Below are 14,386 nucleotides of genomic sequence, written 5' to 3'. Positions count from 1 at the left end.
TCAGGCCTTCGCCGCCGACTTGGCGGCAGCCTTCTTCACGACCACGCTTTCGCCGGTCGCGGTGGTGTAACCGCCATCATTGACCGCGCTGGTAGCTGCCCCGAAGGTGTGGTTGACCGTGGCGGCGCGAACCTTCGGATCTTCGCCTGCGAGAGAGAGGGCTCCGGCCTCTACGAGTGCGGCAGCGTCGATCTCAGTCATCTCGCGGGTGTCGCCGCGAGCATAGTTCTTCCCGGCTGCGTGCATCGAGCGGTGAACGGTGTAGGTTTTCTTGTCAGCCATGGCATCGGCTCCTTGAAATGAGGGCGCGAGCCGGTGCCCGCGCCCTCTATCCAGATCAGGCGTTCGCGAATGCGCCGTCGACGAACGCTTCCGGGCGATAGACCGTGAGCGCCAGGCGCTCCTCGGCGAGGATGGTCACCATGTTGCGGCGGAAGTTGTCGCCATCCTCGGTGGAGACGAGAACGCCGGACTGCTCGCGATCGAACAGCTGCGCACCCATCTTCCAGGCGCCAACAGTGAACTCGCCGACGGTCTGCGCCATCGACGGGATGACCGGCAGGCCCCAAAGGGTGGGGGCAATCGTGCCCTGAGGGTTGCCGATCAGGTAGCGACCCTCGCCGTCCTTCATCATTTCGATGACGGCCCAATCGATCGGGTGCAGCACCTGGCCATCGGCAGGATACAGCGCCAGAGCAACCTGCAGCTGCGCGATGCGGAGCTTGTCGATCATGGTCGGCGTCGCGTAGCCGGTAAGGCCTTCCGGAACGGCATAGTCAGAGGCCTGGGGCTTGATGCCGCTGAGGTTCTGGCCGGTGCCGTCGCCCTTCAACAGCTGGACATCCTCGACGAAGCCCAGGCCGTAGCGCAGGCGGTTGTCGATCATCGAGCGTAGGCCCGGAGCGTCGGCAAGGATTTCCGCCGATGCAAGGAACCAGTGCGCGATTTTGCGGACCGGAGCGTTCTTCAGGTCGAGCTTGAGGCTCGATTCCGGCTTCAGAGTGCCCTCCGCGACCATACCGGCGTTGTTGGTGAAGCCCGTTTCCTGCACGTACTCGATCGAGCTCGATGCGGTCTGACCCGGCGCGATCAGGTTGCGGATCGTCAGCTGCTGGTTGGGCAACATCTGCATCGGCGACTGGATGCGGTCGGGACGTACCAGATCGCCGGCCGAACCGTCTGCGTCGGTGGTCAGGCTGGTGATCGCCTTGACTTCGATGCCCACGTTCTGGCCCTGGCGCGCGCCATTGGCGAAAGCGGACTTGTATTCGTCGCTTTCGACGTACTGCTCGCCGATCGACGGGGTGCGCTCGGGGCCGGAGGGGCCACGGCGCGCCATCTTCTGCTCCATTTCCTGAAGCAGAGACTTGGTTTCGTTCAGCCCGGTCAGCGCCTGGTCTGCGAGCTCCTTTGCCGTCTCGGACATCGGAATGCCGCGCTGCGCCTCAGCCAGAGCCTTCTCGGCGATGGCTTTGACCTCGTCATGTTTGGCCTCGAACGCCGTTTTCACCTCCAGCGCGAGCTCGGCGGCACTCTTACCGGCATTCGGGTGACCATTGGGGTCGCGCAGGAGGCGGCCAAGGCGACGTTCGTTCGCGGTGAGGCCACCCATGGCAGCAGACATTGCGAGCACGCCAAAAGGCGCGCCCGTGAGAGCGAGTTTCTTCATTTCAGCAATCCTTAAAGGGGGTGAGTTAGGCGCGGATCTGCGCGCCAAGGGCCGACCAGAAGTCGGCATCGTGTTCACTGCCGGGCTCACCCCGGAGCAGCTGAGACAGGCCCTTGCCCGCGATCGCGGCGGCCTGTGTCTTTGAGAACCCCATTGCCTCTCGCAGGGCGGACTCAAATTCGGAGAGGGACGGCAGACCGCCAGACCCGACAATATCCTTCACGCTCAGCACGCGGGTGCGATCATTCATCGGAATTGTGACGAGAGAGATTTCGTGGAGCGCAACCTCCAGCAACTGGCGCGTCTTTTGCTCCAGCCGCTGGCGGATCGTCTTGAACCCCATCGAAAGACCGCCGATGGCGCCGTCTTTGGTGAGGCCATAGGCCTCCTGACCGGTCGGCGTCGACATCGCGAAGCGCCCCTTCACGAGCAAGCCATCGGACGTCTCCTGCCAGCTGTTCCAGACTCCCGCCGGTCGGCGTTGGTCGTGATAGAGCAGCATCGGAAGCGATTTGCGGTTCGCCAGGGAAGCGGTGATCGCACCGGGCATAACCTGGTCGCCGCCATTATCGACGTTGCCGTAGCCAACCGCGAGGCCCGAAATCGAGCCGTCATCGCCAATGGCTTTGGTATCCAGCTCGAAGTCGAGTTCGTTCATGGCGTGCCTTTCGGTCCCGACACGGATTCGACCGTGCCGTCATCTTCGTGGTCGGTGAGGAAGGAGGGGCGCGGGACACCGGCCTGTGTCTGCCCAGCAAGGATCTCTTCCGCGGTCATCGGCATTGCGCCAGATGCCTGAAGGGCGGCTCTATGCGCCTCCAGCTTTGCCGATGCGTCGTCTGTGGGTTTCGTCATTTCGTGCTCTCCGATGCGCCGCTGATAGCGTCTTTCAGCGGTACATCCTGCATCTGGGCCATGAGAATGTCACCGCCTTCCACTGGCGGCAGCCCTTCCAGCGCGCGGATCTCGTTCTTGGTTGTTGATTGCCACTGAGAAGTGACCCGGGATTTCCATTGAGAATTGACCCGGGTGGGTATGGTTTATGTGCTGCCGTTTTTGGGCAGGTTCAAGGTGCGGGCTTCTCCTTTCTGGCTTTGGGCGTAGCGGTGCTGGCGCGGAAGCGGAAGCTGTCGTTTCCGGTCTCCAGGATGTGGCAGTGATGGGTTAGCCGATCGAGCAGCGCGGTGGTCATCTTGGCATCGCCGAACACGCCAGCCCATTCGCTGAAGCTCAGGTTGGTGGTGATGACGACGCTGGTGCGCTCGTACAGCTTGCTGAGAAGATGGAAGAGCATGGCACCGCCCGATGGGCTGAAGGGCAGGTAGCCCAGTTCATCGAGGATGAGCAGGTCGAGGCGTAGCAGGCGTTCTGTCAGCTGGCCGGACCGGTTCAAGGTCTTTTCCTGCTCAAGCGCGTTGACCAGATCGACCGTGGAGAAGAAGCGAACCTTCTTGCGGTGATGCTCGACAGCCTGAACGCCCAGAGCCGTGGCGATATGGCTCTTGCCGGTGCCGGGCCCGCCGATCAGCACGACGTTGTCGGCGTTTTCCATGAAGTCGCCCTGATGAAGCTGGCGTACGAGGGCTTCGGTGATCTCGCTGGCGGCAAAATCGAAGCCCGCCAGATCTTTGTAGGCCGGGAAGCGTGCCGCCTTGATCTGATAGGCGATCGACCTGACCTCCCGCTCGGCCATCTCTGCCTTCAGGAGCCCAGACAGCATCGGCACGGCAGCGTCGAAGGCAGGCGCGCCTTGCTCGATCAGATCGCCAGCGGCTTGCGCCATGCCGAACATCTTGAGGCTGCGCAGCATGACGACGATGGCCGCGCTGGCGGGATCATGACGCATGGCGGATCTCCCTTAGCCTGTCATAGCGTACGACATTGGCCTCGGGCTCCTGCGTCAAACGCAAGGCCTGAGGCGCATCGATCGGCGCTGCTGGAGGCACCTTGCCATCGATAAGGCGATGCAACATGTTGAGAACGTGGGTCTTGGTGGCAACACCGGCTTCCAGAGCCAACTCGACCGCGCTCAACACTGCCCGCTCGTCATGATGCAGAACGAGAGACAGGATCTCGACCATCTCCCTGTCGCCGCCCGGGCGCTTTAGCAGATGGCCCTGTAACTGCCGGAAGGCTTCGGGCATCTCGAGGAAGGGGGCGCCATTACGCAAGGCGCCGGGCTTGCGCTGGATCACCGCCAGATAATGCCGCCAGTCATAGATCGTGCGTCCCGGCTTGTGATGGGAACGGTCGATGAGCCGGGGATGTTCGCACACGATCTGACCTTCGGCCGCTATGACCAGACGATCCGGGTAGACCCTCAGGCTGACGGGTCGGTTCGCGAAGGATGCAGGCACCGAATAGCGGTTCCGGTCGAAGGCAATGAGGCAGGTCGGCGACACGCGCTTGATCTGCTCGACAAAGCCATCGAAGGGCCGGCCCAGCGGCATCAGGCAGGAAACTTCCTCGGCGTGCGCATCGGCCACGGTGCCGGGCAGGACACCATGCTGGATCTCGCCCCATTGGGCGATGCATTGTTCTTCCAGCCAGGTGTTCAACTCAGCCAGATCGCGGAAGCTGGGCATCGGTTGCCACAGCCGGCGTCGAGCGTCCTGGACGTTCTTCTCGACCTGTCCTTTCTCCCAGCCAGAAGCCGGATTGCAGAAATCGGCCTCGAACAGATAGTGGCTGGCCATGGCGGCGAACCTGGCATTGACCTGCCGCGCCTTCCCCGTCCCGATCTTGTCGACAGCGGTCCGCATATTGTCGAAGATGCCACGCTGCGGCACGCCGCCAAGCACCCGGAATGCCTGCGCCAGCGCGTCGAACAGCATCTCATGGGTCTGGAGCAGATAGGCTCGCACGATGAAGGCGCGGCTATGTGCCAGCTTGGTATGGGCAACCTGCAGCTTGGTCACCTTGCCGTCCAGCACGGCATAATCCTCACTCCAGTCGAACTGGAAGGCCTCGCCAGGCTGGAAAACCAAAGGCACGAACGTCCCGCGCCCGCTGGTCTGCTGTTGATACTGAAGCTCGGTCCGCCATCGCCGCGCAAAGGCGGCCACCCGGTTATAGGAACCATCGTAACCCAGCTTCACCAGATCAACGTAGAGTTGCTTGGCGGTCCTCTTCTGCTTGCGGGATTTCTTGGATTCCACTCGCAGCCAAGCCGTCAGTTTGTCTGCGAAGGGATCGAGTTTGCTCGACCGTAACGGAACCTTGAAGCTGGGTTCAACCGTGTCGGAGCGCAGATACTTGCGGATGGTGTTGCGGGACAGGCCGGTCCGGCGCTTGATCTCCCGAATGGAAATCCCCTGCCGGAAATGCCACCGGCGGATCACACTGAATAAGTCCATGTCGATCACTCCAAGACCCTCCGACTGGCAGCCGGAAGGGAGGAAAACATGGGTCAATTCTCAGCGGTAATTTATACGCGCCCCGGGTCACTTCTCAGTGGCAATCAACATTCTTGGTCATGAATTGCTGCATGATGTTGTAATACGTCGCGCGCCCGGCGCTGTCGGCGCGAAGGAAGCCTTCGACATTGAACTCGATAGACACCCCATTGAAGCGATCAGCCGGGGTAAGAAGCTGCTTCTCCAGCGCACTTTCGATGCGTTTCAGGCGCTTGCGCATCTTGAACTTGAGCAGGGAGAGCGTCTGATCGCTGATGCTGCTGCCGAGTTGGGTATTTCCGGCCGTATGCCCCACCATGTGAGGGTCTACCTCGAAAATTCGGCAAAGATCCTCGACGCTGAACTGGCGACTTTCCAGCATCTGCGCATCTTCCGGGCTGATCGAGAGCTGGTTCCACTTCACCCCGTTGTCGAGCACCATTGGGCGCCCGGAATTGGCAGCGCCGACGAACTTTTCCTGAAGCAGCCCTTCAAGCTTGGTCCGCTGATCGCCGTTTAACGGCTTATCGGTCGAAAGGATGCCAGAAGGGCGCGCGCCGTTCACGAACATCGCGCGGGCCGCGCTATCGGTCGCTACCGCCGACGTAAACGAACGGCGACAGACCTGCAAAGGCGACAAACCGCCAAGTGGACCGCCGCCAAAGCCGCGAATATGGAGCACGCCATCCTGCTGCGACCGGACAGAGCGCCCGTCGGCCTCCCAGCTATACTCGATCTCGCCGGTCCAAAGCCGCCGGACACAGACAATATCGGGTCGGACTGGCGTCAGTGAAATAATCGAGCCATTCGCCCTCCGCTCGATCTCGGCGTAGGCGTTGCCATGCAACTCCAGGCAGGCGCACATGAACTCCCAAAAGTCGAAAGCCGACTGATCGAAGTTAGGGCTATCGTGGAGAAGCGAAAACAAGGGATGGTCACGGGCTTCAACCGGCACGCCAGCCGGCCCCTTACGATAAACAGTCAGAGGCAAGCCCGCGATGTTACCCGCCCAGAAGTTCACACATGCCCACGTCGCCGAAAGGCCGAGCGCCAATGCAGCGCCGCTGGCGCACTCGTCGCTATAGCGCTCGGTCGTGATCTGGTTGGTGCGCAGGTTATCACCATCTTGCGCACCTGCGGGCAGGCCAAACCAGTTGAGAGCGTTTGTCCACCAACTCATTGCGCGAGAGCCGCAAGCCAGTCGTCAATTCCGGTGGTGGTCGGCACCTTGGCCGCGACACCGATCGCCATGCAAAGGGCGACTGCTGCGTCGATCTTGTTCACCGCGCGCTCCTTTGCCAGCCAGTAATTGCCCCAGCGGTCTTCATCCGTCACCGCGCTCATCATCGCTGAGATCACCACCGGATTCCGGCGGATGCGGATGCGGCCTTCCATCATTGCGCTTTCAAGCTCGCGCACTGATCCGGGCATCCACAGACCTTCGGGCTCGACGCCCTTATTTCTTGCCTCTTCCACCATGGAGTCAGAGGCCTTGCCCTTTTTCGTGCCGCCCTGCGGGTGCTCGACAAAGGGGATGCTCATGCCCAGCTGATTGCACTCGTTCTCGAACTGCCGGAACGCGTACCGGTCGTAGCCGACAGCCGAGATTTCAAAGTTGCGCTCATCGTCGGCCAGCGCCTGCGCGACGTGGTCAAAGCGGATGCTCTGGCCCTTCGGCGCGTACAGGTGGCCTTGGCGCACCCAAACGTCATACGGAGCCTTGTCCCGCAACGCGCGGGCATCAAGCGTGTCGCCGGGCGTCCAGGCCTCGATCCACGCGTCGTACGTAGGCTTCGAGACGATCTTGCTTTCGCCTTCGACAATCACTTTGACGTCGACAGATCCGGTCTCGACGACATTGGCTTTGGCCGTGATATCGCGGCTCTGCGATAGGTCGATGCCGATCGCCACCTGCTTCCCGTGGTGGATCGCAGGATCGAAGTCCGCAATGCATGGCTCCAGAACCGCGCGGGACATCCAGGCCGCATCCGCATCGGTCCAGACGCAAAAGTGCAGGCGGAGGATGCCGTTCAGCTTGCCGGGGATGGCCTTGGCCTGCGCGACGACGCCTTCCAGATACTCATGCGACAGGATCGTGCCGAGCAGCGGGTTTGCCTTTGCCCAGCACTTCGGGTCTTTGAGCGGATCGTCCTTCGGATCGAGCGAGCAGACCCAACTGAAGGTGCTGTCGTCGATGACCTCGCCGACATACGCGAAATCTTCCCCCGGCGTAGCAGTGCCAGCGGCCACTCTAACGGCGTGCTCATGCTCCTCGTAGCAGATCGAATTGCGGTCGCTGCCGCTGTTGGTGATCATCAGCAGCAGCGGCTGGCGGCGAAACTTGAAGCCGCGCTCGATCATCTCCACCGCATCGCGGTTCGGATGCTCATGCATTTCGTCGGCCAGGCCGATATGCGGGCGAAGGCCCGAACCGGACTTGCCAGCACTTCGGCTGAGCGGGCGGAAGAATGAACCCTTGGCCAGCCACGCCAGGTTGAACACCCGACCCGGCCCACCGCTCTGTGTGATCCGCTTGGCGAGGTCGGGCGATTGATCGACCATGGCGACAGCATCGTTGAACAGGATCTTTGCCTGGTCGCGGTGTGCCGCAACGGCGTAGATCTCGGCGCCCGGCTCGTCATCAGCCATCATGCCGTACAGCCCGACGCCACCGGCGAAGGGCGACTTCCCGTTGCCCTTGCCTTCTTCGATGTAGGCGCGCCGGAAACGGCGAGTGCCATCGGCGCGCAGCCAGCCGAACAGGCAGCCGAGCTTGAACGCCTGCGACGGGTGCAGCGTGAAGGGCCTGCCCTCGAACTGCCCGCCGTTCAGGCGCAGCTTTGTCTCGAAGAACCGCCAGACGCGCTCGGCCTTCTCGACCGAGTACGTCAGTCCTCGTTCGTGCCCCTTCTGCAGATCGTCCAGATGACGGCGGCAGGCGTTGCGTACATGCGGTCCGGCGATGATCTTGCCGGCCGCAACGTCCAGCGCGAACTGCGTCCCCCGGTCAGTCGGAACCGAAGAACTCGTCTTTCTCCTTCTCGGTGGCATGGTCCCCACGATTGCGCTCATCGGTCAGGCCGAGCTCGCTCATGTAGGCGCGCATCTGGCCGTGCTTCGACGCCGGGAAGCCGGTCGGGTTAAAGAGAAACTCCTTCCACAATTCGCAGAAGGCGATCGCGGCTGGTTCGCGCGATCCATCCAGCCAGGCGGCCGGGTCGATAAATTTCTTCCAGGCCTTCGCCGCTTCACCCTTCAGGTGCGCGGGCTTGACCAACTTGCCGAAGCTGGTTGCAGCTGCCTCGGTTGCATCGCGCATTTCAGCGCTGTCACCGTGACGGGCAGTGCGGTGTGTACCGTCTACCAGCCGCAGCTTTGCCGGTTTCGGCTTCGCGCCACGGGTGGCCATATTGAGCAACTCCGACAATCAATCTGGCTTTGCGCTTTTTTAGGCTCACGCGCGCCAGAGGCCCTCTCAACCCCCAAATTCAGGATACCCCCCCATTTCCTGAACGAAATGGGTCAGGCAGGGTCAATTTGGCAGGTTTCGCGCGACTTTTCTGAACGATCACGCGTCATCGACCGGCCAACCGTCCGATCCGATGCGCTTTGTTCCTCGTCCGTTCTCAATCAGGGCCTTGTCGCTGTCGTGGTGGCGCTTGCACAGGGACTTGAGGGGGCCGGTGAAGAAGGCGGTTCGGTCACCGCGATGCGGTGGGTCGTGGTCGGCGACGGTGGCGGCAGTCACAACGCCATCACGCTGGCACATCCAGCAAAGCGGCTCTCGTGTCAGCTGCTCGCGACGCCTGCGCTTCCATTGCGCCGTGCCATACCAAGGCTTGGTGATGTCTCGATAGGTGGGGGCTGCGGTCATGCCATGCTCCGCGTACGGATGGCCAATCTCACCCTCCACCTAGACTCCCAAGCCAACAGCGCTAACCTCAGGCTCGCGACGACTCAGGGGGTGGGAATGCTAGCCGAACTCAGTGCTGCGCTTGGCAGCCTTAAGGCGATGTCTGACATCGTTAAGGGCCTCAACGCTTCCTTCACTGAGGCGAAGCTTAATGAGGTCAAGCTCGACTTCCAGAGAGCCCTTATCGAAGCGACCCAAGCCTTGGCGAATGCGCAGGCCAGCGAGGCGGCGGCTGCTGCTCGCATACGCGATCTCGAAGATCAGATTGTGAAGCTTAAAGACTGGTCGGCAGAGAAAGAGCGATATGCGCTTCACGACATAGGACGAGGAGCCTTCGCCTATGTGCCGAAGTTGGGAATGGAGAACGCCGAGCCACCGCATTGGCTTTGTGTAAATTGCTTCGATCATGGCCGAAAGTCTGCCCTCCAGAACAAAGGCAATGGTGTAGGTAACCGGACCATAGCTGAGCGGGGTCTTGATAAGACCTTTGCCTGCAATCACTGCTCGGCAAGCATTCAAGTCAGTTGGAACAACAACCCCGTTTCGGACCGGAATGCCATGGAGAAAAAGGCGCGCGCTCCTCAGGGTTCAGACTAACTACCATAAATCGGACGTCAAAGCGCTGACCTCGCCGGGTTAGCTTCAGAGATGACCCTGCTGACAGCGAACCATGGGAAGACAGCGGACTGACCATCGGGCGACCTCGCAGAATTGAAGAGGCCGACCGGGATCAATCCGACGTTAAGCCACGGCGGTAGATCGAAACCATTCTCTCAGCCGGGAACGAATATCCGCGAATTATCTTCACCGACCATTGGCGAGCTCGCGCTCGCATGGACAGACGGTGAAGCTCAGTGACAAACGTAATTGATCAGCTGGTGCGGCAGGCTCGGTATGAAACCCGCAGGGCAGACGAAGCGGTTCGTAAGGGTCGCAGCATGCTGAGCGTCTATGCGCACCGTGAGCGGGCAGTCGCGCTTTGTGCTCAGGCAAAGCTGCTTGAAAGCGGATACGATCCGGCTGACCCTCGCTTGGGTGAGACTATCTAAGCCAGATACAGCAACGCCCGCTCACCGTTTCCGGCTGCGGGCGCAAATCTCAGTGGTGGTAAGGTGCGCTTCTTATCGTTGTTGGTCAACCCTAAAGTTCTACAGACACTGCGCCCGGAATCCTAAGGCGACAACCTCCGGGTCATCGCTCCAGAGATCCCCCGATAGACTGTGGTGCAAGTCCCAGTACCAAGAGAAGACGGCTCGCGCAGTGCGGAACACCCTGGGGGAAGATTTTGGCAAGTGCCACAGAAGGCCGCCCAGCATAGGGGCGACCCCTTCCGCTCGAAACTCCCTGGTCGTCGCCTGCTGCAATTTGCTGGCGCGTGACCATTCGATGGTTAGGGCGATCCTCGAAGCCCATTGCGGCATGTGCATGGCCGTGAGCCACTGATAGTCGGGATGTTTCGGTGGACGGCCGGGCTCGTTCCTGCCGTCGCGATGCCGTCGCCAACCGTCCGGGAAGATCACCAGATCTGCCTTCGCTAGAGAGGTCGAATATACTGTGCCGTCTTCGTAGCGGGCAGGGATACAGGCCTCACGCACCCAAACCTGATCGAAGGGGCGGATAGACGCCAGAGGACTGCGAAGTGTGACCCGCATTTCGGTTTTACGACCAGTCATCAGCGCCGCCGCTATTCCAGGATCTGCGATAGTAAAAAAATTCATCGGGAGGCGGCGTACTTTCTGACCAGCTACAGACTTCTGCCTTTATCGGGCACTAGGCGCGCTTAGGAAGCGATATTGCGCGAATTAACGCAGTTCGCCGTCGCCCAGCCGGGCATACCGCCACAGCACGTCGCGCTCGTCGACATCCTTCCATGTCTTCGCCCGGATGTTTTCCCAACGATCCAGTGCGGCCAGCAGGCATTTGCGCGCCTTAATCCAGCCGACGCGGTAACGGCGGGCAATGGAAACAAGGGATACGTCCTCGATGACCATGTCGATCACCATGCGCTTGGGCATGGGCAACGTCTGGCGCCAATCCGTGTAGGCCTTCTCCGCACGGATTAAGCCGAGCCGTTCGACCAAGGCGTTTCGTGCCGAGCCTGAATGATCCACACGCGCTTCGAGGCTTGCCCCCCGGACCGATACATTGCGCTCGATCATTTCGGCGACGAAGGCGATTTCGAGGGCGGCCTGATACTGATCGTCCGAAATCTGTTCCTTGTCCCGCATGGCCCGAAACGACGAGACATGGCGAACCCGGTGCACGATGGCGCGGGTGAAGGTTTCGACGTGGAGGATTTCGTCGCGATGATACGGAGCGTGCTGGCGCTGCTCCGGAGTTGGATCGAACTGCTGAGTTTCGGTCTTGAGCACGAGATCAGCCTTCGCCGTCTTGATCTGCTTCTTCTTGCGGTTCTTCGGCTTAGCCATTTGTCGTTTGGTCCAGTTCTCGCGCCAGCCGGCGCAGGCGGTTTTCAATCTCGGATCGGTTCTCGAAGTAGCGCTCGGGGTCGCGCCAGTCGGGGCGGAGGCGGCGCAAGGTGCGGGCTATCTCGCGCAGTGCCGACGCGGGGGTGCGGGGCGGCTGGATGCTCATTTGCCCTCTTGGTTCGCCAAGCCAGCCATGGCGCGGAGATGCGCCTCCTGGTCGCGCCGACGGTGCATCCGCTGCTCGGTCGCAACTGGATCAAGCAACGCCACTTCCATCTTGCCCAAGCGGTCGATCTGCTCGGCGCGTTCGGTAACCAGCGGATCGGCAATTCGCCGGATCTCTCCTACCGACGGCATGAACCCATGGGGGCACCGACGAATTGCCTCGTCGATGGCATGTGCAACGATGTCGTGCGGCAAGTCCGATAGCAGCCGGGTCGCCTCGTCGTTCCACAGCCGGAACGCGTCGGGCTCAACCGCACGGGTCGGATTGAACAGCACGAACAGCGCTCCCAGCCGCTGGCCGAACCACAGCGGATCGGCTGGCGCGCAGGTGGCCTGCAGCGAGGTCAGGAACGCTGGCACGCGAGCTTCGACACCGAGCGCATCCAGAGCATCGAGCGCCTTCTCCGGGCGCCAGGCCGGGCCGCCATCGAAAATCCATTCCTTGGGCGTGTCAGTCAACGCCTCGGCCAGCCCATGCGGCAGTGATGCCAGCGATGGGGCTCCGAGGAACGGGACTGGGGCGGGTGACGGCGCGGTGCGGCTGGGCGTGTTCGTCATGATCGTAGTTTCCTTCTCGGACCTTGCGGAGGTTTGCGGGCTTGAGCAGCCAGTCGATTACGGCGACGAAACCGTTGCGGGAGGTTTCCCCGCGCAGGAACGGCGATCCTCGGATGATGGCGAGCGTATCGGCCCAGCCTTCGAGACCGCCGACGTCCTTGAGCCGGGCGGCCAGATGCCGCTTGCGTTCCGGGCTCAGGTCGACGGCGCGGGCGTTGGGCACGAACTCCCGGCGCAGGGCATCGTGGCGGTCGAAGGCGATTTGCGTGTCGTCCGGCTGGTCGATAACCACCGGCAACGCTGTTTCACGAGAAGGAGCGATAGCTCCTTCTTTCTTACTATCTATGGTCTGGTCTGGGGTTGGTCTGGGTGCTACAGCATTGCTACTATTTTGCTCTGGCAAAAGGTTAGCATTGCTAGGCGCTTTATCCTTATCTTTAAGAGCCTTAGCAGTGCCACCCTTTTTTCCAGCTTCTTTGCGCTTGGCTTTCCTATCGTTTGCGTACTCAAATTCTTGCAGCAAACGTTTCTGGAATATGCGTCCTCTGGAACGCTTAAAGAACTCGTCGATGATCGGAGCCACGACCCGATCGAACGTGTCCTGGTCGACGCGAAGGCGGCGCTTGATCCACTCATGGTCGTCGGGAATCGAGCACCGTGGCGTGCGCCAACACAGGCGCAGCAAGCGCATATAGGCTCCGTCCTCCTCAAGCGTGAGGTGGGCGGTTGCGCCTTCGTAGTCGTCGACGAAGAGAGGCAGTGATGGCAGCCTGTCGGCCATCAGAAGCCTCCCTGCTGATAGAAGTTCGCCGGGCGCACTGCTTGGTGCCGTCCGAAGAACCATGGCTTGCGACGACACAGCGCGCCCTGCCGGTTCTTCGCCGAATAGACTTCCATCTTGTCGCGGGCAGCGGCCATGTCCTGCTCCCACTTCTCCCGGCGCTTGGTGTCGGTGACGTCGGGCTCGGCGCGCTCTAGATAATACTGGTCGCGGTAGACGAAGATCACGATGTCGGCGTCCTGTTCGAGCGATCCGCTGTCGCGCAGGTCGGAAAGCTGGGGGTGCTTGTCTTCGCGCTGCTCGACGCCGCGGCTGAGCTGGGAAAGCACGATGATGGGAATGCGATTCACGCGCGCCGCGCTCTTGATCGCCTTGCTGATCGCCGTCACTTCCTCGTTGCGATTGGTGGCCGGTGGCGGGTCGATCAGTCCGAGATAGTCGATGATGACCAGACCGAGTGCTTGGCCTCGGCGTTCGAACTGGCGGGCTTGCTGGCGGATCACCAGATTGATCTGGTCGGCGCCGAAGGCTTCCGGGTCGATGATGGTCAACGGCCAGTCCTGCACTTCGGCTTCGATCTCACGCAGCAGGCGCTTGTCGGCATCGGACAGGCGGCCGTCGCGGATCTCCTGAAAGCTGGCGTGGCCTCCGGCTTCATGGAGCAAATCGGCCTGGATGCGCGGCATCAACTCGACGATGTCCATTTCCCGGCTGACGTAGAGGACACCGTGCCCAGCCATGGCTGCGCGGCGCGCGACGCTCAGGGTAAGGGCTGTCTTGCCCATGGAGGGCCGTCCGCCGACAAGGATGTAGGCGCCGGGATGCATGCCCCCGGTGATGTCATCCCAGTCTGTCAGGCCATGAAGGCGGACGCCGGGCGCGATCTGCCCGCGCTGGATGCTGTCGATCCGGTCGTTCGCCGAAGTGAAGGCTTGGCCGAGCGAGTACGTGCGCGAGTTGATACCGGGCGTGGCATCGATCGGCATCTCGCCGCTGGCTGCAATCGCATCGACTGACATCGACATGTCGGCGCACGCTGCCGAGGCTTCCGCGAACCGGGCGCGCATCTGCCGCCGGACCGCCAGATCGGCAATCTGCTCGGCCACGTCCTGAGGGTTCATCAGGGATCGAATGTCACCGGTCAGCCGACCGAGGTATCCGACGCCCCCAAGCGACGGCAATCCGGGGTCATCTTGGAGCAGAGGGCGCAACGCGACCGGCGTGACGGCTTTGCCCTGCGCATGCACCGAAAGGACGGCGGCATAGATGCGCTGATGAATGGGCTCATAGAACGCCTGCGGGCGGAGGATCTGCGCTACCATGTCGATGACTTCGCCGCCGCTGGACATTACGGCGCCCAGCACGATCGCTTCCGCTTCGACGTTGTGAAGGTCGGTCACGCGCGCCCTCCCTGCC

At 61.6% G+C, this 14,386-nt stretch carries 16 protein-coding genes; 1 reads left to right on the top strand and 15 read right to left on the bottom strand.

All coding sequences use genetic code 11. The annotated features are described in order from the left end of the window. The 10 genes from CI805_RS18765 to CI805_RS18720 form a co-directional block, all read right to left on the bottom strand. On the bottom strand, window positions 1-282 hold the full coding sequence (locus tag CI805_RS18765) for a hypothetical protein (protein ID WP_260928210.1): 282 nt from the start codon (window positions 280-282) through the stop codon (window positions 1-3). 55 nt (window positions 283-337) lie between these two features. Beyond that, a complete protein-coding gene (locus CI805_RS18760; protein WP_260928209.1) occupies window positions 338-1,669 on the bottom strand; it encodes a phage major capsid protein in 1,332 nt (443 codons plus the stop codon). Window positions 1,670-1,694: 25 nt separating this feature from the next. Next, complete coding sequence (locus CI805_RS18755; RefSeq protein WP_260928208.1) at window positions 1,695-2,327, bottom strand: HK97 family phage prohead protease; 633 nt, start codon at window positions 2,325-2,327, stop codon at window positions 1,695-1,697. Then, entirely contained in the window at window positions 2,324-2,524 is a 201-nt protein-coding gene (locus CI805_RS18750; protein ID WP_260928207.1) for a hypothetical protein, read from the bottom strand. The genes CI805_RS18755 and CI805_RS18750 overlap by 4 nt, the downstream gene beginning before the upstream one ends. A 211-nt stretch (window positions 2,525-2,735) precedes the next feature. Then, entirely contained in the window at window positions 2,736-3,515 is a 780-nt protein-coding gene (gene istB / locus CI805_RS18745) for an IS21-like element helper ATPase IstB (RefSeq protein ID WP_260928206.1), read from the bottom strand. Further along, a complete protein-coding gene (gene istA / locus CI805_RS18740; protein WP_260929679.1) occupies window positions 3,505-5,025 on the bottom strand; it encodes an IS21 family transposase in 1,521 nt (506 codons plus the stop codon). The genes istB and istA overlap by 11 nt, the downstream gene beginning before the upstream one ends. A 94-nt stretch (window positions 5,026-5,119) precedes the next feature. Beyond that, window positions 5,120-6,244 carry a phage portal protein gene (locus CI805_RS18735; RefSeq protein ID WP_260928205.1) on the bottom strand — a complete coding sequence of 375 codons (1,125 nt, stop codon included), beginning with the start codon at window positions 6,242-6,244 and terminating at the stop codon, window positions 5,120-5,122. After that, window positions 6,241-8,115, bottom strand: coding sequence for a terminase large subunit (locus CI805_RS18730; RefSeq protein ID WP_260929719.1), 1,875 nt, complete (start codon window positions 8,113-8,115; stop codon window positions 6,241-6,243). Before CI805_RS18730 ends, CI805_RS18735 begins: the two co-directional genes overlap by 4 nt. Beyond that, the gene (locus CI805_RS18725; protein ID WP_260928204.1) at window positions 8,072-8,473 is read right to left on the bottom strand and encodes a hypothetical protein; all 402 of its coding nucleotides are present in this window, start codon (window positions 8,471-8,473) and stop codon (window positions 8,072-8,074) included. The genes CI805_RS18730 and CI805_RS18725 overlap by 44 nt, the downstream gene beginning before the upstream one ends. 159 nt (window positions 8,474-8,632) lie before the next feature. Next, window positions 8,633-8,938, bottom strand: coding sequence for a hypothetical protein (locus tag CI805_RS18720; protein ID WP_260928203.1), 306 nt, complete (start codon window positions 8,936-8,938; stop codon window positions 8,633-8,635). Window positions 8,939-8,956: 18 nt separating this feature from the next. On the opposite strand from CI805_RS18720, the gene CI805_RS18715 reads away from it, so the two are divergent. Continuing rightward, the gene (locus CI805_RS18715) at window positions 8,957-9,574 is read left to right on the top strand and encodes a hypothetical protein (protein ID WP_260928202.1); all 618 of its coding nucleotides are present in this window, start codon (window positions 8,957-8,959) and stop codon (window positions 9,572-9,574) included. A 1,205-nt stretch (window positions 9,575-10,779) separates the two neighbouring features. Here the strand turns inward: CI805_RS18715 and CI805_RS18710 are convergent. The 5 genes from CI805_RS18710 to CI805_RS18690 are packed head-to-tail and all read right to left on the bottom strand — an operon-like array spanning window position 10,780 to window position 14,370. Next, the gene (locus CI805_RS18710) at window positions 10,780-11,406 is read right to left on the bottom strand and encodes a hypothetical protein (protein WP_260928201.1); all 627 of its coding nucleotides are present in this window, start codon (window positions 11,404-11,406) and stop codon (window positions 10,780-10,782) included. Beyond that, complete coding sequence (locus tag CI805_RS18705) at window positions 11,399-11,572, bottom strand: hypothetical protein (protein ID WP_260928200.1); 174 nt, start codon at window positions 11,570-11,572, stop codon at window positions 11,399-11,401. The genes CI805_RS18710 and CI805_RS18705 overlap by 8 nt, the downstream gene beginning before the upstream one ends. Further along, window positions 11,569-12,090 (bottom strand): hypothetical protein, encoded by a 522-nt coding sequence (locus CI805_RS18700; RefSeq protein WP_260928199.1) that lies wholly within the window; start codon window positions 12,088-12,090, stop codon window positions 11,569-11,571. The genes CI805_RS18705 and CI805_RS18700 overlap by 4 nt, the downstream gene beginning before the upstream one ends. Next, on the bottom strand, window positions 12,083-12,970 hold the full coding sequence (locus CI805_RS18695) for a YdaU family protein (RefSeq protein ID WP_260928198.1): 888 nt from the start codon (window positions 12,968-12,970) through the stop codon (window positions 12,083-12,085). The genes CI805_RS18700 and CI805_RS18695 overlap by 8 nt, the downstream gene beginning before the upstream one ends. Then, a complete protein-coding gene (locus CI805_RS18690) occupies window positions 12,970-14,370 on the bottom strand; it encodes a replicative DNA helicase (RefSeq protein ID WP_260928197.1) in 1,401 nt (466 codons plus the stop codon). The genes CI805_RS18695 and CI805_RS18690 overlap by 1 nt, the downstream gene beginning before the upstream one ends. Window positions 14,371-14,386: the final 16 nt, after the last annotated feature.

Source organism: Novosphingobium sp. 9 (assembly GCF_025340265.1).
Lineage (GTDB): Bacteria > Pseudomonadota > Alphaproteobacteria > Sphingomonadales > Sphingomonadaceae > Novosphingobium.
The sequence above is the reverse complement of the archived record's forward strand: the minus strand, read 5'-3'. Positions and strand labels throughout refer to the sequence as shown.